Below are 16,466 nucleotides of genomic sequence, written 5' to 3'. Positions count from 1 at the left end.
AGCGCCCTCAGCCTTTCGTGGCGGTGAGCGTCACACCGCCGGTCATGGTGCGTGATCCGCTTTCGCCGATCGTGAAGACATGGACGTTGAAGGTCTTCGAGCCGCGGAAGGCGGCGTCCCTCGGTTCGATCTCGACGGTGATCTCGGTGATCTGGCGTGGCTGGAGTGAAAGCGTTCTTGGAACGATCCTGACCGACCAATCGTCCGGGACGGGAAACCGGCCATAGGCCTGTTCCTCGAGGGCCCTGGCCCAGCGCGCCTTGCTCTCGGCCAGCCGCGGCTGCGGGTTGTCCGTGCGCTCGTCTCGACCTTGGCCGCGTAGCGGGGCACATGGCCGCAGCTTCGGCAGGCCGTAGCAGTCCGCCTCGATCTGGAAACGCCGGACGACCGAGGCCTCGTTGCGGACGCTGAAGACGAACCTTGCCGGTGAGCGCATCTCGGCAATGTTGACGTTCTTCTGGCCAAGGTTGTTGCTGGGGTTGGCGTCATCGCCCCAGGAAAGCTGTGCCTGGAGGCAGTAGTGGCCGCCGGTGGCGGGCGTGGTCCAACTGAACTCGGCATAGGCAGGGCAATCGATCGTACCCTTGGCCCCGAGATTGACGGCGGTGTTGGCGATCGGACGGGAAACGGTCTGTGCGCCGAAGGACAGGTAGGACAGCGCCACCCCGACGCCGACGGCCGGGGCATCATAGGACCCGTTCCAGACGCGCACACGCACGCGATAGGTATGTGCTGGCTGGAGCGCACCGGTGACTGGTGCGGCGCCGTCGAAAATGTCGATGTCGGGATTGTCCCAGGTGACCGCGAGTCCCTGCGCCATCAGATAGTACTGGGCGTAGAGAAGAGGATCGGCGCGCTTGTAGATGTCGGGCGGCAGTTGAATACAGCAATCGTTCTGCGCCGGGCTTGGCAGCCGCCGGCGCTTGGCCAGCCGGCACAGCAGCATGCAAATCGTTGCAAATAGTACCTTCAGCCCGGCGGCAAGACGCTTCCAGAATTCGGAGGCGAACAACAGCAGGGCCGCGGTTCTGACGTGGTTGACCAGAGATCCTGCCATGTCGTGTTTCCCACGCTGAGAGGACGCAACGGTAATGTTTTCCTGGCGGACGTGTCCCCGCCGATTTTCCAGAGGCTATTTCTTCAGTGATCTCTGTCTTCTGTAGAAGTAGACGAAAGCGACAAGGACTATGGCTGCACTGACAAGGCTGCCCTCGAAAGTTCCCGAGCCATTGTCGGGAGAAAATCCAAAAATGCGTTCAACGAAATCCATTTCGGCGTCCCTCCGATCATTTGACGCTACAGAAGGGCTTACCTTACGTCAATGAATGCTTGGTCCGCGCTGTTCCTCATGTCCGGGCTCGGAACCAGAAAACCCGTCAGGGAATTTCGCGGGCCATTCCGCAAACTTTCGTGATTTGCCCGTAGATTGGCTTGGACATTATTTCGCCGGCCACTTAACAAATCAGTGCCGAGGCGCGAAGATCGGGGAGTGAACTCTTGTGAGCGGCAAGGACGAGGCCGAACTTTCCCGGCTGATGCGGGCCGCGTCAGTCGACATTTATAACCTGCTTCAATCAGTCGCTAAGGCATGAACTCTTGCGGCGGGCCAACAATTCCTCGTGATACAAGCGCACGAACGGGCGCCGCTCAAGCTGATGGCCGGTCCACGGACAGGATCATTGGTGCTGTTTCCAAACCGTAAAAGAGCACCGAGTGCCGCCTGGCGACCTTGGGGATATCCAGGCGCCAGCCTTTTGCCTGCGTAAAAAGGGCTTCCAGCAGCACTGCCAGTTCTACCCGTGCAACATGCTGACCAAGACAGGCATGAAGCCCGGTGCCGAAAGCAAGAGCCGACGAAACACCGGAGCGCAGATCCAGGCGGTCGCCACCCGGAAAGACCGAAACATCGCGGTTGGCGCTCGCCAAAACAGGCACGACTGCCTGTCCGGCTCGTATGGTCGCGCCGCCGATCCGCAGATCTCCCGAGGCAATACGGGCTCCGGCATAGTGCACCGGCGCACAAAAACGGAGCAGTTCTTCTGTTGCAGATGACCAGTCGACATTCCCGTCTTCGAGCAACGACAGCTGCTCCGGCGAGCTTGCAAGCGCTACCAGCGCGTTGCCAAACGTGTCGACCACCGTCGCCTGCCCGGCAAAGAGCAGAAAAACGATGTTTGCTATGGCGTCGTCTCTCTGCCAGCGACCGGCCTCGACCTCGGCGAGCATCTGAGCCGAAATGCCGTTTGGGCGGACGCAACCCTGTTCTATCGCTTGCGATACCCATGCCTCCAGCCGGCGGCAGGCCTCATTGGCATCGTTGTCGATACCACCAGCCCGTATCTCCAAGGCCTTCGCCATACGCTGGGCGTCGCTTCCGATCCGCCAGGGATCATCGATATCCATGCCAAGGAGTTGCTCAAGGCCTGAAAACGACAGCGGCAGACCTATGTCACGAATAGCGTCGAACCTTGGCTTTCGTGAAGCCGCCAACGTCAGTTCCGTTGCTTTTGCCATAAGTCCGTCGAACAGTCCTCTGCCCGCTGAAAACGTCAGGGAACCAGCAAGTGGGCGGCGCAGGCGCATGTGTTGCGGCGGGTCGGACAGAAGCATGGAATGGGTCAACAGATCCAATGCCGGACTGGCGCTGATCTTCTGCCTGACTTCTTGGTAGGTGCCGGGCGGTGCCTGCAACAACAACGGGTGCTTCAAGGCTTCCGATACGAGTGCGTGGCTGAACACGTAGAAGGCGACGCCGACCTCCGGATAAGGAGGCTTGCCCCAACTGCCCCCTCCCTCTTTCCGACGGTGAGCGAATTCCGGAAAGGGATCGCTGCCAAGGGCGAAAGGGTCGAAAAGATCGGTCTGGACCGTCATCGGGCGAGATCAACGGCAAAGATGACGCGAAACCCGCCGGAACTTATGTCCTGCGGTAGAAAACTGGGCGCCAGATGCAGGAATTCGCATTGCAGAACACGCCTGTAGAATCGCAATAGCGGATCCCTTGTTATCGACGTGACCGAAGGCATCACGCCGGTCCGATGCCAGTCGTCGATGGTCTGGCGAAACGCCAGATCCGGCCGAACCTTGTTGGGAAAATCGTCTTGGGATCCGGCGTAGGACGGGCAGCGTCCATCGCCGACCAGCCAGCGGGCGCCAACCCGATGGCCGTAGCCTATCAGTTGCGACAAGAGACGGCGTGCCATGTCGGTGCCGCGAAAATCGGGCCGCAAACCGAGGTTGTAAACGTAGAGCGACCGCGCCGGTCCGGTGCGGGCAAGCGAAGAATAGGCCGAGAAGGTCTTCGGGAACTTCTCCGTATCGTGAGGATCCTGGCTGGTCTCCACGAAGCAGATAGCACCGGCAACAAGGTTCCCAACCATGGCCAGGATCATTGTATGTCCAACTGAAAGCCGACGCCGGATCGTTTCTTCGCTGGCGCCAAGGCTCCCCCAAGTTGCGGTCTCCATCGCAACCATGTCTGGAATGTTGTGTTCGACGGGTTGACGAAATGCGACCGTTGTCATCGTGGAGTGCTGCTCACCAGTCTGCCATGAACTGAATTTTTACATTATCTGTTAGTGAGCACATAGGGGGCGTGTCTCGTGATTTTTTACATTTGCCATCGTTCACATGCCAATACCCTGGCAAGCCTGCTCCTCTATTTCCGGGCTGACCTGCAGGACTTTGTCCGCTTTGTCCCCTATGAAAATAGGGTCCATCTGCTCGCAATACCGAACGGCACAGCCATCTGGACCGATTTGGATCGCCTGAGTAAATTCGAGATAGAATCGAGCGCCGGTCTCAGCGAGCAAATGAAATTGCGGCAACCCGGTCTGCTCCAACTCAATCACCCGGGAGAGACACTGCAGCGGTTCGATCTGCTGCGTACGCTGTACGCCGACGGCACCAATGATTTCAACGTGTACCGACCCGAGGGCCTACCGGGGGAGATACGTTTTCCTGTCTTCCTGCGCGATGAGGCTGGCGCTACCTACAAGACTCCGCGGCTGTTGCGCTCGCCTGCCGAACTCCGCAACGAACTTTCCAATTTAAGCGCCTTGAGCTTTGTCCGTCCCATGGTGGTGGAATTTGGATCAAAGCCGTATCGCGACGGTTGTTACCGCAAATACGCGGCATATCGCATAGGTGACCACGGCTATGCACAGCACTGTTTTGCCAGTCACGATTGGTTCATAAAGGATCCAGGCAGGGCGATGACGGGAGAGCATCTGTCCGAGCACGCAGCCTACGTTCGCGACAACCCGCACGCGGCCGAGCTGGTGCCGATTTTCGAGAAGGCCAGGATTTCATACGGCCGAATTGATTACACCGTTGTCGACGGTCGCATCCAGGTGTTCGAGATCAACACCAACCCTACCGTGTTGAATTATCCGCCCACAGTTTTCGACACTTACGATTCGGTGCCCTACGCCAACATGCATGCAGATGCCTTGGCGCGGCTACCATATGCGCATGATCCCGTTTCTGATCCGGACATCGACAGGGCACATCTGGATATTCTGGGCCGCCTGCGAATCAAATATCGCCGAAGACGCGTGAAGCTGACGGTTCGCAAGGGCTTGAGCTTTTTCAAGGATGTCGTGCTGGCCGCAAAGGCATCGACCGATGTGGGAAAACGCAGGAGCTAAAGCGCTGGCGGCAGGCAACCGCCGCAAACTTTCGTGATTTGCCGGTACTTTGCCTTGGACATTATTTCGCCGGCCACGTAACAAATCAGTGCCGAGGCGCGAAGATCGGGGAGTGAACTCTTGTGAGCGGCAAGGACGAGGCCGAGCTTTCCCGGCTGATGCGGGCCGCGATCGCGGGAGATGAAAAGGCCTATGCCGACTTTCTTCACCGGATTGCCGCGCTGATCCGCGGCTTTGTCAGGCGCAAGATCGTGCACGGCGGGGTCGATCCCGAGGATGTCGTGCAGGAAACCTTGCTGGCCATTCATGTGAAACGACACACTTGGCGTCAGGACGCGCCGGTGTTGCCCTGGGTCTACGCGATTGCCCGTTTCAAGTTGATCGACGCGTTCCGGCGGCGTGGGCGGCGCATCGAGATCGATGTCGACGACATCGCCGAGACTTTTGCCGAGCCGGAGACCGACACGGTCAGCGAACGCGACATCAACCGGGCGCTCGACGGACTGCCGCCGGCGCAGCGTTCCGTGGTTTCGGCCGTGTCCGTGGAAGGACGCTCGATCGGCGAGACGGCGGCGAAGTTCGGCATCAGCGAGACGGCGGTGCGTGTGTCGCTGCACCGGGGGCTTACCGCTATAGCCAAGCGATTCGGACAAGGGCGGTTCGGACGGGAATGACATGAAGACCGACGATCTCATCAAGGCGCTCGACGCCGATGCCCGCAGCAAGGCGATGCCATTGCGCTCCGCCTGGTGGCTGGCGGCCGGTGTAGCCGTCGTCGTCGCGGCGGTTGTTTTCATGATGACTATCGGGCCACGCCCCGACTTCATGGCGGCCGCACACACGATACGCTTCCTGTCCAAGTTCGTTTTCACCATCGTGCTCGCCATCAGCGCCTTTGCCCTGATCAGAGCCCTGTCGACGCCGGGTGCGACGACAGGCCGGGCAATGGTGGCGATGATCATCGCGCCGCTGCTGGTCGCGGTTGCCGTGGTGCTGGAACTCTTCATGGTGCCGCAGGCGCTGTGGAGCACGCGCATGATCGGCTCGAACATGATGATCTGCATGAGCTTCATCCCGCTGATCGGCATCGGCCCGCTGGCCATCTTCCTGTGGATGCTACGCTATGGCGCGCCGACACGGCCGGTTCTTGCCGGCGCGGTCGCCGGGCTGCTTGCTGGCGGGCTGGCGGCGACCTTTTATGCCGCGCACTGCTTCGACGACTCGCCGCTTTTCGTTGCAACCTGGTACACGATCGCCATCGCCGCTCTTGCCTTGCTCGGTGCGCTCGGCGGGCGGTTTTTCGTGCGTTGGTAGCAGGATACCTGCGCCACACCCCGTGAATACCGATCCTTAATCATGCCGGCAATTGTTTGCCGGTTTCCCATGTCGCCGATGCTCCGGGCGCAACCTTTCCTTAAAATCGATCCTTCAAGGTTTTAACGGGGAAAAGCGATTGCCCACGGGGGTGGCATAAATCGTGAGATTACGAGGACTCATCAGGCCTCACGGACACGCGGCGCTGGCCTTGACTGTGGCCGGCCTTGCTGCGGCGGCGGCCTCTATCGTGCTGCCGAGGCTGGACCTTGGCGCCGAGGCGCTCGGGCTCTGCCTTCGGGTGTCGTTCGCATTGGCCGCCGGCGCGCTCCTGCTCGCCGCCCTGTTCATTACGCGCATCTCTGACGACCGGCGGCAGATCGCGGAAAGCGAGCAGCGGTTCCGCCGAGCCATGGAGGACTCGGCCATCGGCATCGCCATCGTCAGCCTCGACGGGCGTATTCTCCAGGCCAACCCAGCCTTCGCCGCCATGCTTGGCTACAGCCGCGAGGAAATCGAGGCGCTGACCTTCTTCCAGCTGACGCATCCCGACGATCTGCAGATCGGCCGGGAAACCATGGAAAGCATGAGAGCCGGCACCGTCAACGCCTTCCAATTCGAGAAGCGTTACCTGAAGAAGGATGGCACACCGATTTGGGCCCACCTCGCCGGATCGGTCATCCGGGACGAGAAAAGCGACCGGCCGCTCTATCTCGTCTCGCAAATCGAGGACATCGACGCGCGCAAGCAGGCCGAAGCGCGCATCGCCGAGGCGGAAACGCGCTGGAATTTCGCGCTCGCAGGCGCCGGGCAAGGTGTCTGGGATTTCGACATGCGCAAGGGCGGCACCACCTATTCCTCCACCTGGGTGAAGATGCTGGGCTACGGGGATGGCGAGCTCGATGGCGACCCCGATCGCTGGCTGACGATGATCCATCCGGACGACCGCGCCGCGGTCGCGGAGGCCGATCGCGCCCATCTCGACGGCAAGACGGAATTCTTCGAGGCCGAGTTCAGGATGCGCCACAAGGATGGCCGCTGGATCTGGATCCTGGACCGCGGCAAGGCCATCGAGCGCGATGCGGACGGACAGTTGATCAGGGCGATCGGCAGCTTGACCGATATCACCCGGCGCAAGCAGGCTGAAGAACGGCTCATCGTCTCGGCGGCGATGCTGGCCGACGAGAAGGAGCGGCTGAGGGTGACGCTGCAATCGATCGGCGATGCGGTCATCTGCACCGATGCCGCGAACCGCGTCACCTTCATGAACCCGGTGGCCGAAAAGCTGACCAGCGTTTCCAGCGACGAGGCGCTGGGCAAGACGCTGAGCCACGTCTACTGGGCGGTCGACGAGGAGACGGGCCACAGGATCGGCATGACGCGCCTCGTGACAGGCGAGGAGGCGCGCTCCGACCAGAACAGCCGCGCGGTCCTCATCCGGCACGACGACACACGCTGCAGCATCCGCCAGATCGTGTCGCCGATCATCAACGAGCGCAACGAATTCGGCGGACTGGTGATCGTCTTCCAGGATTTCACCGATGCGCGCGCGCTGCAGCGCCAGCTTGCCCATGCGGCGGCGCATGATGCGCTAACCGGCCTTGCCAACCGCTCGAGCTTCATCCGCGCCATGGAGGGATTGGTCGATCAGGCGCGCAAGGACGACGCGGCCGTTGGAGGCCGCCATCAGTTCATGTACATCGACCTTGACCATTTCAAGCTGGTCAACGACACGGGCGGTCACGCTGCCGGAGACGCCCTACTGAAGCGGGTTGCTGAGGCCGTGCGCGGCGTTCTTGGTCCTAAAGACATCGTCGCGCGCCTGGGTGGCGACGAATTCGCTGTTATCCTGAAGTCGGGTTCCACATCAGGCGCGAGGATCGCGGCGCGCTCCATCATCGATGCGATAGCGGGACTGAACTTCAGCTGGGATGGGCGGTCGCACGCGATCGGCGCCAGCATCGGGCTGACGGCGATCTGTGCCAATTGCGGCGAAGTCGACGAGATTATCGCAAGGGCAGACGCCGCCTGCTATGCGGCCAAGGCGGCCGGCCGCGGATGCGTTTCGGTGGCGCCGGACGGCAAGATCAGCGACGACAGGTCAGAACCAGCCGAGCCGCTCGCCGCGGCATCGTGAGCGGACGCGTCAGCGCGTCGGAACGGGATGCTCGCCGCGATAGTCGTAGAAGCCGCGTCCAGTCTTGCGGCCGAGCCAGCCGGCCTCGACATATTTGACCAGCAGCGGGCAGGGGCGGTATTTCGAGTCCGACAGGCCGTCATGCAGGACCTGCATGATCGACAGGCAGGTGTCGAGGCCGATGAAATCGGCAAGCTGCAGCGGTCCCATCGGATGGTTGGCGCCGAGCCGCATGGCGGTGTCGATGGCGTCGACCGAGCCGACGCCCTCATAGAGGGTGTAGATCGCCTCGTTGATCATCGGCAAAAGGATGCGGTTGACGATGAAGGCCGGGAAATCCTCCGACACCGTGATCGTCTTGTCGAGTTGCTTCACATAGGTCTTCGCCGCCTCGAAGGTCTGATCCTCGGTGGCAATGCCACGCACCAGCTCGACTAGCTTCATCAGCGGAACCGGGTTCATGAAGTGTATGCCGATGAACCGTTCCGGCCGGTCGGTCTGCGCGGCTAGCCGTGTGATCGAAATCGACGAGGTGTTGGTCGCCAGGATCGCTTCTGGGTTGAGCTGCGGGCAGAGCTGCGCATAAATCTTGCGCTTGACGGTTTCGTCCTCCGTCGCCGCCTCGATCACCAGATCGGCGCCGGCAAGATCGGCCATCGCCGGTGCCGACGCGATGCGCCCCATGGCCTGGTTACGGAGTTTCTCGTCGAGCTTGCCGGACCCCACCTGACGGGCCATGTTGCCGCTGATGGTGGCGATGCCCTTCTCGATACGATCGGGCGATATATCATAGATCAGCACCTTGTAGCCCGAAAGCGCGGAGACGTGGGCGATGCCGCCGCCCATCTGGCCCGCACCAATGATGCCGATCGTCTCGATCTTGCTCATTACCCAATCCCGTCCGGAGCGTTTTTCGCCAGAATCGCGAACCGCCCCAACTCTTTGTTTTCCAGCAATTCCCGGCGCAAAAACCCCTGCGCACTGCCGCTGGAATTGCTCTAAGCCTTTGTGGCCGCTTGTTGTGCGGTGCAAACTAAAAGGGCGGGGCGACTTCGTCTACCCCACCCCTAGCAATTTAATACGGTTTGCGCGGAAGCGTCAAAGCACCTTCTGCAACTCCGGCAGGATGACGAAGAGGTCGCCGACGAGGCCATAGTCGGCAACCTGGAAGATCGGTGCCTCCTCGTCCTTGTTGATGGCAACGATGACCTTGCTATCCTTCATGCCGGCAAGGTGCTGGATGGCGCCGGAGATGCCGACCGCGATGTAGAGGTCGGGGGCGACGACCTTGCCGGTCTGGCCAACCTGCCAGTCGTTCGGAGCGTAGCCGGCATCGACGGCGGCGCGGGATGCGCCGACGGCGGCGCCGAGCTTGTCGGCGACCGGCAGAATGACTTCCTGGAATTTTTCCGAGGAACCGAGCGCGCGGCCGCCCGAGATGATGATCTTGGCCGAGGTCAGCTCCGGACGATCGGTCTCCGACAGCTTGTTCTCGACGAAGGTGGAGAGGCCGGGATTGGCCGCCGCGTGAACCGTCTCGACCGAAGCCGAACCACCCTCCGGTGCCGCCTGGAAGGAAGCGGTGCGCACGGTGATCACCTTCTTGGCGTCGGTCGACTGGACCGTCTGGATGGCGTTGCCGGCATAGATCGGCCGCTTGAAGGTATCCGGCGAGACCACTTCGATGATCTCGGAGACCTGCGCCACATCGAGCAGGGCCGCGACGCGCGGCGCGATGTTCTTGCCCGCGGACGTCGCCGGCGCGATGATCGTGTCGTAACCGCCAGCCAGCGAGACGACCAGTGCCGCCGTCGGCTCGGCCAGGCGCTCGGCGAGTTCGTCGGCTTCGGCGAGCAGCACCTTGCCGACGCCCTTCAGTTTCGCGGCCGCATCGGCAGCAGCCTTGGCGCCCTTGCCGGCCACCAGCACATGAACGTCCGAACCGATCTGCAGGGCGGCCGAAAGCGCCTTGGCGGTCTGGTCGGAAAGGGTGGCGTTGTCGTGTTCGGCGATGAGGAGAATTGCCATTTTATCTGTTCCTTTCCCGATCGCTTACAAAACGCCGGCTTCGTTCTTGAGCTTGTCGACCAGTTCGGTGACGCTCTTGACCTTGACGCCCGCCTTGCGGCCGCTCGGCTCCTCGGTCTTGATGACTTTCAGACGCGGCTTGACGTCGGCGCCGTAGTCGGCCGGGCTCTTCTCGTCCAGCGGCTTCTTCTTGGCCTTCATGATGTTGGGCAACGAAGCATAGCGCGGCTGGTTGAGGCGAAGGTCGGCGGTGACGATCACCGGCATCTTCAGATCCACCGTCTGCAAGCCGCCGTCGACTTCGCGCGTTACCTTGGCATGGTCGCCCTCGAGCACGACCTTGGACGCGAAGGTGCCCTGCGCCCAGCCAAGCAGGGCCGCCAGCATCTGGCCGGTCTGGTTGGAATCGTCGTCGATCGCCTGCTTGCCGAGGATGACAAGGCCCGGCTTCTCCGCCTCGACCACGCCCTTCAACACCTTGGCGACACCGAGCGGCTCGGTCTGTTCGTCGGTCTTGACCAGGATGGCGCGGTCGGCGCCCATGGCGAGCGCGGTGCGCAGTGTTTCCTGCGCCTGCTGCGGGCCGATCGACACGACGATGATTTCTTCGGCCTTGCCGGCTTCCTTGATCCGGATCGCTTCCTCGACCGCGATCTCGTCGAACGGGTTCATCGCCATCTTGACGTTGGCGAGTTCCACCGCCGAACCATCGGTCTTCACGCGAACCTTCACATTCGCGTCCACAACCCGCTTCACGGGCACAAGGATCTTCATTTGCCTGTCACCTCTTCACGCTAGTTGGGCGCGCTATAGCAGCCTGCGCCCTTTATGAGTTGTCGAAAGCCGACATTCCTGACTGAATTCCGGCCAGACGGAATTCTGGCCGGATGGAAATTCTGGTCTTTGCCCGCCTTGGGCTGTTCCTTAACCGCCTTGGGCTGCGACGGAGACGTTTCCGTAATTGTGGCAACCCTTGACGTCAATACGCTGAAAGCGGCTCAAATCGGTTCAGTTTGGGCCAGAAGTATTTCCGCGGCCCCAGCGTGCCGTGGTGGCCGGCGCTTCGGGCGCCGCTGGTTCAGCGGCGGCAGGCGGCTGGTCGGGAGTGGGAACCACGGTATCCTCGTCAGCGGCGGCAAACAGCGGCACGCCGCGACTGCGCAAAACAAGCACCAGCACGGCGCCGGCAATGATGCCGCCGATATGGCAGGCCCAGGAGATCTGATCTTCACCGCCGGCCGCGAACATCACCACCTGAAACGCCACCCACAGAATGAGCGGGATGAAGGCTGGAATACGCAAAGGGATGCGGGCAAAGGCAAGTACCCAGACCTTCACCCTGGGATAGAGGATCAGGTAGGCGACGACCACGCCGGCAATGGCCCCCGAGGCGCCGATCAGCGGCACCTGCGAGTCCCAGGCGACGAGCCCCTGGAAGGCGGCTCCGGCGACGGCGCACAGGAGATAGAAGATCAGGTAGCGGATGTGGCCGAGCGCGTCCTCGACATTGTCGCCGAACACCCAAAGGAACAGCATGTTGCCGCCGAGATGAAAAATGTCGGCATGCAGGAAGGAGTAGGTGAGGTAGCTCAGGCTCTCGGGGATGATGACAAAGCGAGGGTCGAGCTCGGCCGTGTCGTGAACGACGGAGGGGATGAAGCCGAGGCCAAGCACGGCGGCATTGGTGAAGTTTTCGCCGCCGAGTGCGGTGGCGCAATAGACCACGGCGTTGGCAACGATCAGCCCGATCGTCACATATTGCAGCCTGATATGGCGCAGCCTGTTGGTGTCGTAAAGCGGGATGAACATCGGTCGTCGGCCCTCCCGCCTTTCGGTCCGTTCAGCGGTTCTTGCCGGGAACCCATAGCACGTCGGCATTTCCATTGTCATTGACCGCTCGGGCGGCGACAAACAGCAAATCCGAGACGCGGTTGATGTATTTCAGCCCGTCGCGGCTAACGTGTTCGGCTGGATCCTGCGCCAGGGCGACCATTAGCCGCTCGGCTCGCCTAGCCACTGTGCGGGCGACATGGAGGGCGGCCGCCGCCGGCGTGCCGCCGTTCAGCACGAAGGATTTGAGCGGCTGGAGGTCCTTGTTGAGGAGGTCGATGTCGTGCTCGACACGGTCTGTCTGGGCGGCAACGATGCGCAGCGGCTCGTAGCCAAGCGGCTTGCCATCATCAGGCACGGCGAGATCGGCGCCGAGGTCGAAAAGATCGTTCTGGATGCGGGCGAGCATGGCGTCGATCGCCGGATGGCTCTGTGCGGTGTGCACGCGAGCCACGCCGATACAGGCATTGGCTTCGTCGACCGTGCCATAGGCGTCCACCCTGAGATCGGATTTCAGTCGCCGCTCACCAGTGCCGAGCCCGGTGGTGCCGTCATCGCCGGTGCGGGTGTAAATCTTGTTGAGCTTGACCACATCGCCTCCCGAAAGGCCCTCACTTGCGGGTGAAATACACGGCCAGCAGGATCAGCGCCAGCGCCACGGCCTGCAGCAGAACGCGGGCTTGCATCAGCTTGTTGGAGGTCACACCGGAGCCGCCGCGCATCATGTTGATGAGGCCCCTGATCAGCACGACCACTACTGCGGCCATGACCAGAATGGCAAGGATATTGAAGGCAGTGGCCATTTTTTCGTTTCCAGTTCTTTGCTTGTTCAGGCGCGCTTGGCGAGCAGGCGGTGGAGCATCGATGCCGGCAGGATGCGTTTGAGCGTGGCACCGATCTTAGCCGAGATTGTTACCACATAGTGCGGGCGCGGGCGCCGCGACAGAAGTGCATGGCGAAGCGCCTTGTGGACCACTTCCGGCCCGGGCTTCAGCGCCGATTGGCTGCCGCCGGCGCGCATGCGCTCCAGCTGCGCGGCATAGTCGGCGCGATGCACGGAATTCTCATGGTTGATATTCTTGAGGAACCAGGGCAGGCCATTGCTGGCGATCTTCGATTTTACCGGCCCCGGCTCGATCAGCGAGACATGGATATCGCTGCCGGCCAGTTCCTGGCGCTGGCAGAGCATCAAGGCCTCCAAGGCATGCTTGGAGGCCGAATAGGCGCCGCGGAAGCGCACAGGTACGAGACCCAGGATCGATGAGCAATGGATGAGGCGGCCGTGGCCCTGGCGGCGCATCACCGAAACCAGACGGCGGGTCAGGTCGTGCCAGCCGAAGAAATTGGCCTCGAACTGCTCTTTGAGCGCCGCAACGGGCAGATCCTCGACGGCGCCGGCCTGCGCGTAGGCGCCGTTGTTGAACAGAGCGTCGAGCCTGCCGCCGGTGCGGTCGAGCACCGCCGTCACTAGGGCGGCAATCGATGCCGGTTCGGTGTAATCGAGATAGAAAGCCTCGATTCCGTCCGCTTCGAGTGCGGCGATGTCATCCGGTTTGCGCGCCGTCGCGAACACTCGCCAGCCCTCGGCCTTCAAGGCACGGGCGCAATAGGCGCCTATGCCGGAAGACGCACCGGTGACGATGATGGTGCGCAACTCTGCCGCTGGAGAATTCGGGGTTTGACGAAGGGTTGCCATTTGCCGCATTCACTTCCCATATTCGCGGCGTCGAGACAATCGAAGGGAGCGCGCGTTCTTGCTGCGGAATATTGTCGCCCTGCGCCGCGTGCTTTACGACGCTCTCGGTCATTTCAACACCGATGACGGCTGGGCGATGGCCAGCCATCTGGCGATCACCTCATTGATGGCGCTGTTTCCGTTCCTGATCTTCGCCACGACGCTGGGCAGCTTCCTCGGCGCCCAGGCCTTTGCCGACACAGCCGTGCATCTGGTCTTCGACACTTGGCCCGACCAGATCGCCAAGCCGATCGCGCGTGAGGTGCTGAACGTGCTGACCGTCAGGCGCAGCGACCTGTTGACTTATGGCGTGCTGCTTGCCGCCTATTTTGCGTCGAACGGCATCGAGGCGTTGCGCACGTCGCTCAACCGCGCCTACCGGGTCACGGAAACGCGCGGCATCATCTATCGCCGCGTGCAGAGCATCTTCTTCGTGCTGATCGCGACCGCCGGGTTCCTGGCGATCAGCGTGCTGCTTGTGTTCGCGCCGTTGCTAGCGCGGCTGGCGGAAGCCCATTTCGAGTGGATCAAACCCTATACGGGCACGATCACGTTGTGGCGTTACGTCATTGCCTCAACGGTCATCATCGGCGGACTTTTTGCCGTCCACTACTGGCTGCCGGCCGGCAAGCGCCGTTTCGTCTCGCTGGTGCCGGGCATCATCTTCACACTGGTCGCATGGCTCATCGGTTCGACGATGTTCGCCACCTATCTCGACCATTTCTCGTCTTATGTGACGACCTATGCGGGTCTCGCCTCGATCATGATCGCGGTGGTTTTCCTTTACATCGTCTCGGCGATCTTCATCCTCGGCGGCGAGCTCAACGCCGCGATCAGTCGTTATCTGGAGGCGCGTGCCCGCGTCGGTTGAAGTTTGCCCGATCGGGCGGTCGCCAGCCCGACACCGAACGTGGTGATCGCCATGCCGACGATCTGAAGTGCGTTGAGCTGTTCGTTGAACAGAGCCCAGGCGATGATGGCCGTCACCGCCGGCACCAGGTAGAACAACGACGCCACTTTCGACATCTCGCCGTCGCGGATCATCACCATCAGAAGGAAGATGGCGCCGAGCGACAGCACCAGCAGCAGCCAGGCCATGGCGAAGATCAATTCGCCATTGATGACGACGGCTTGCGTTTCGAAGGCAAGCGAAGCCAGGATCATCAACGAAGCGCCGCCGACATATTGCCACATGGTTGCCGCCACGAGGTCGCCGCCGGACGCAAAACGCTTCTGCCAGATGGTGCCGGCACTCATGCCGAGCACCGAGACAAACGACGCGGTCAGCGTCGCCGCCGTGACGCCGCCGCCGAGCGCCCCGAGTTTTGGCCACAGCACGATGACGATGCCGATCAGGCCGATGCCGAGGCCAAGCCAGTGGCGCGGCAGGATGGCCTCGCCCAGAAACTTCCCGGCAAGCACCGCGGTGATCAGCGGCTGCAGCCCGACGATCAGGGCCGAAAAACCGGCCGGCATGCCCCTATGGATGGCCCAGAAGACGGCGCCGAGATAGACGCCATGCATCAGCACGCCGGCGCCGGTGGCATGCAGCGCCTCGGTGCGGGTGGCTGGTTTCGAGCCCAGCACAAGCATCAGGACGGCCAGCAGCACCGCGGCCAGCACGAAACGCGCGGCGAGGAAGGTGAATGGCTCCGCCCACGGCATGGCGTAGCGCGCGCCGATGAAGCCGGTCGCCCAAAGGACGACGAAGGTGGCGGGAATGAACCGCTTGATGCTGTGCATGTTCCGGGGACCGCCACGTTGGTAGGGATTGATCGTCGCGATGCTCTAATCCTGTTCAACCCCGCACGCAAAACGAAACGATTGATCCATGCGTCATGGGAATTCAACGGGTGACGCGTCCAGAGAGCGTTCTCCTGACATAGTACTGGTCAAAGCCCGACCACCCTTCTGACATCGTCCGGCGAAGCGCCTGCGTCGCGCAAGGCGGCAAGGCCGGTATCCCTGAGGCTCTTCGACAGTTTTCGCCCGTCCGGCCCGAGGACCAGTCGGTGATGGAAATAAGCGGGCCGCGGCAACCCCAGAATTTCCTGGAGCAGGCGCTGCACCCCGGTCGCGGAAAACAGGTCCTGTCCGCGTACGACATGGCTGACGCCTTGCAGCGCATCGTCCACGACGACGGCGAGGTGGTAGCTTGTCGGGATGTCGCGGCGCGCCACGACCACGTCGCCCCAGTCCTGCGGACGGGCCTCGACCGACCGCGTCGCGGACAGCGTCTCATCGGTGAATTCGGCCCATGAGAGGTTCTTGCCGGCACGCGCCATGGCGGCGCCGACGTCCAGCCGCCAGGCGAAGGGCGCATTCTCGGCGATGCGCCGTTTGCGTTCCTTGATCGGCAATGCCTTGTCGGACGGGGGATAGAGCGGTATCCCGTCGGGATCGCGCGGCCAGGCGCGCCCGCGCCTTTCGGTGTCGGTGATGAAGGCCCTAATCTCGCCACGGCTCATGAAGGCGGGATAGACCAGTTCCTCGCGGATCAGCCGTTCCAGCGCCGCCTCGTATTCGGCAAAATGCTCGGACTGGCGGCGCACCGGCTCTTCCCAGCCCACGCCTAGCCATTTCAGGTCGGCAAGCATGCCCTCCTCGAACTCCGGCGTGCAGCGCGTGGTGTCGATGTCTTCGACACGCAGCAGCAGGCGGCCACCACTGGTATTTGCGAGCCTCTGGTTGAGCAGCGCCGAATAGGCATGGCCCAGATGCAGTTCGCCGTTGGGGCTGGGCGCGAAGCGGAATGTCAGGAGCGTCATGTCTC

At 62.1% G+C, this 16,466-nt stretch carries 17 protein-coding genes; 5 read left to right on the top strand and 12 right to left on the bottom strand.

The window, feature by feature from the left end:
• Positions 1 to 7: 7 nt before the first annotated feature.
• The 3 genes from C7I87_RS08440 to C7I87_RS08430 all read right to left on the bottom strand — a co-directional run bounded on the left by C7I87_RS08440 (position 8) and on the right by C7I87_RS08430 (position 3,380).
• A complete protein-coding gene (locus C7I87_RS08440) occupies positions 8 to 1,057 on the bottom strand; it encodes a hypothetical protein (protein ID WP_149903769.1) in 1,050 nt (349 codons plus the stop codon).
• A gap of 590 nt (positions 1,058 to 1,647) precedes the next feature.
• On the bottom strand, positions 1,648 to 2,874 hold the full coding sequence (locus C7I87_RS08435) for a cytochrome P450 (protein WP_149903768.1): 1,227 nt from the start codon (positions 2,872 to 2,874) through the stop codon (positions 1,648 to 1,650).
• Complete coding sequence (locus C7I87_RS08430; RefSeq protein ID WP_149903767.1) at positions 2,871 to 3,380, bottom strand: N-acetyltransferase; 510 nt, start codon at positions 3,378 to 3,380, stop codon at positions 2,871 to 2,873. The genes C7I87_RS08435 and C7I87_RS08430 overlap by 4 nt, the downstream gene beginning before the upstream one ends.
• Before the next feature lie 222 nt (positions 3,381 to 3,602).
• Here C7I87_RS08430 and C7I87_RS08425 point away from each other — a divergent pair, with 222 nt between their 5' ends.
• From C7I87_RS08425 to C7I87_RS08410, 4 genes are all read left to right on the top strand, one after another.
• Entirely contained in the window at positions 3,603 to 4,649 is a 1,047-nt protein-coding gene (locus C7I87_RS08425; RefSeq protein WP_149903766.1) for a hypothetical protein, read from the top strand.
• A gap of 122 nt (positions 4,650 to 4,771) precedes the next feature.
• A complete protein-coding gene (locus C7I87_RS08420; protein ID WP_149903765.1) occupies positions 4,772 to 5,323 on the top strand; it encodes a sigma-70 family RNA polymerase sigma factor in 552 nt (183 codons plus the stop codon).
• 1 nt (position 5,324) lies between these two features.
• On the top strand, positions 5,325 to 5,963 hold the full coding sequence (locus C7I87_RS08415) for an NrsF family protein (RefSeq protein WP_149903764.1): 639 nt from the start codon (positions 5,325 to 5,327) through the stop codon (positions 5,961 to 5,963).
• A 217-nt stretch (positions 5,964 to 6,180) separates the two neighbouring features.
• Positions 6,181 to 8,100: a PAS domain S-box protein gene (locus C7I87_RS08410; RefSeq protein ID WP_246696229.1), complete on the top strand. Its 1,920-nt coding sequence runs from the start codon at positions 6,181 to 6,183 to the stop codon at positions 8,098 to 8,100.
• Positions 8,101 to 8,109: 9 nt separating this feature from the next.
• On the opposite strand, the gene C7I87_RS08405 is transcribed toward C7I87_RS08410, so the two are convergent.
• The 7 genes from C7I87_RS08405 to C7I87_RS08375 all read right to left on the bottom strand — a co-directional run bounded on the left by C7I87_RS08405 (position 8,110) and on the right by C7I87_RS08375 (position 13,654).
• A complete protein-coding gene (locus tag C7I87_RS08405) occupies positions 8,110 to 8,988 on the bottom strand; it encodes a 3-hydroxybutyryl-CoA dehydrogenase (RefSeq protein ID WP_149903762.1) in 879 nt (292 codons plus the stop codon).
• A gap of 210 nt (positions 8,989 to 9,198) precedes the next feature.
• Complete coding sequence (locus C7I87_RS08400; protein ID WP_149903761.1) at positions 9,199 to 10,128, bottom strand: electron transfer flavoprotein subunit alpha/FixB family protein; 930 nt, start codon at positions 10,126 to 10,128, stop codon at positions 9,199 to 9,201.
• Positions 10,129 to 10,152: 24 nt separating this feature from the next.
• Entirely contained in the window at positions 10,153 to 10,902 is a 750-nt protein-coding gene (locus tag C7I87_RS08395; RefSeq protein WP_149903760.1) for an electron transfer flavoprotein subunit beta/FixA family protein, read from the bottom strand.
• Positions 10,903 to 11,136: 234 nt separating this feature from the next.
• A complete protein-coding gene (locus C7I87_RS08390; RefSeq protein ID WP_149903759.1) occupies positions 11,137 to 11,937 on the bottom strand; it encodes a rhomboid family intramembrane serine protease in 801 nt (266 codons plus the stop codon).
• A gap of 31 nt (positions 11,938 to 11,968) precedes the next feature.
• A complete protein-coding gene (locus C7I87_RS08385; protein ID WP_149903758.1) occupies positions 11,969 to 12,550 on the bottom strand; it encodes a cob(I)yrinic acid a,c-diamide adenosyltransferase in 582 nt (193 codons plus the stop codon).
• A gap of 19 nt (positions 12,551 to 12,569) precedes the next feature.
• Complete coding sequence (locus tag C7I87_RS08380) at positions 12,570 to 12,761, bottom strand: twin transmembrane helix small protein (protein ID WP_015315567.1); 192 nt, start codon at positions 12,759 to 12,761, stop codon at positions 12,570 to 12,572.
• Positions 12,762 to 12,787: 26 nt separating this feature from the next.
• Positions 12,788 to 13,654, bottom strand: coding sequence for an SDR family oxidoreductase (locus C7I87_RS08375; protein WP_149903757.1), 867 nt, complete (start codon positions 13,652 to 13,654; stop codon positions 12,788 to 12,790).
• 58 nt (positions 13,655 to 13,712) lie between these two features.
• Here C7I87_RS08375 and C7I87_RS08370 point away from each other — a divergent pair, with 58 nt between their 5' ends.
• Positions 13,713 to 14,564: a YihY/virulence factor BrkB family protein gene (locus C7I87_RS08370; RefSeq protein ID WP_149903756.1), complete on the top strand. Its 852-nt coding sequence runs from the start codon at positions 13,713 to 13,715 to the stop codon at positions 14,562 to 14,564.
• Here C7I87_RS08370 and C7I87_RS08365 read toward each other — a convergent pair.
• Positions 14,534 to 15,436, bottom strand: coding sequence for a DMT family transporter (locus C7I87_RS08365; protein WP_149903755.1), 903 nt, complete (start codon positions 15,434 to 15,436; stop codon positions 14,534 to 14,536). The genes C7I87_RS08370 and C7I87_RS08365 overlap by 31 nt on opposite strands.
• 149 nt (positions 15,437 to 15,585) lie before the next feature.
• Positions 15,586 to 16,461, bottom strand: coding sequence for a tRNA glutamyl-Q(34) synthetase GluQRS (gene gluQRS, locus C7I87_RS08360; RefSeq protein ID WP_149903754.1), 876 nt, complete (start codon positions 16,459 to 16,461; stop codon positions 15,586 to 15,588).
• Positions 16,462 to 16,466 lie beyond the last annotated feature (5 nt).

It is taken from the genome of Mesorhizobium sp. SARCC-RB16n, assembly GCF_008520305.1.
Lineage (GTDB): Bacteria > Pseudomonadota > Alphaproteobacteria > Rhizobiales > Rhizobiaceae > Mesorhizobium.
Note: the sequence above shows the minus strand (reverse complement) of the source record. Positions and strands in the feature narration are given on the sequence as shown.

What these genes read in the sequence shown, in the direction of transcription:
- C7I87_RS08395 (WP_149903760.1), bottom strand. Translation starts at nt 10,902, where the DNA reads ATGAAGATCCTTGTGCCCGTGAAGCGGGTTGTGGACGCGAATGTGAAG.
- C7I87_RS08405 (WP_149903762.1), bottom strand. Translation starts at nt 8,988, where the DNA reads ATGAGCAAGATCGAGACGATCGGCATCATTGGTGCGGGCCAGATGGGC.
- C7I87_RS08400 (WP_149903761.1), bottom strand. Translation starts at nt 10,128, where the DNA reads ATGGCAATTCTCCTCATCGCCGAACACGACAACGCCACCCTTTCCGAC.
- C7I87_RS08415 (WP_149903764.1), top strand. Translation starts at nt 5,325, where the DNA reads ATGAAGACCGACGATCTCATCAAGGCGCTCGACGCCGATGCCCGCAGC.
- C7I87_RS08365 (WP_149903755.1), bottom strand. Translation starts at nt 15,436, where the DNA reads ATGCACAGCATCAAGCGGTTCATTCCCGCCACCTTCGTCGTCCTTTGG.
- C7I87_RS08380 (WP_015315567.1), bottom strand. Translation starts at nt 12,761, where the DNA reads ATGGCCACTGCCTTCAATATCCTTGCCATTCTGGTCATGGCCGCAGTA.
- C7I87_RS08375 (WP_149903757.1), bottom strand. Translation starts at nt 13,654, where the DNA reads ATGGCAACCCTTCGTCAAACCCCGAATTCTCCAGCGGCAGAGTTGCGC.
- gluQRS (WP_149903754.1), bottom strand. Translation starts at nt 16,461, where the DNA reads ATGACGCTCCTGACATTCCGCTTCGCGCCCAGCCCCAACGGCGAACTG.
- C7I87_RS08435 (WP_149903768.1), bottom strand. Translation starts at nt 2,874, where the DNA reads ATGACGGTCCAGACCGATCTTTTCGACCCTTTCGCCCTTGGCAGCGAT.
- C7I87_RS08390 (WP_149903759.1), bottom strand. Translation starts at nt 11,937, where the DNA reads ATGTTCATCCCGCTTTACGACACCAACAGGCTGCGCCATATCAGGCTG.
- C7I87_RS08440 (WP_149903769.1), bottom strand. Translation starts at nt 1,057, where the DNA reads ATGGCAGGATCTCTGGTCAACCACGTCAGAACCGCGGCCCTGCTGTTG.
- C7I87_RS08430 (WP_149903767.1), bottom strand. Translation starts at nt 3,380, where the DNA reads ATGGTTGGGAACCTTGTTGCCGGTGCTATCTGCTTCGTGGAGACCAGC.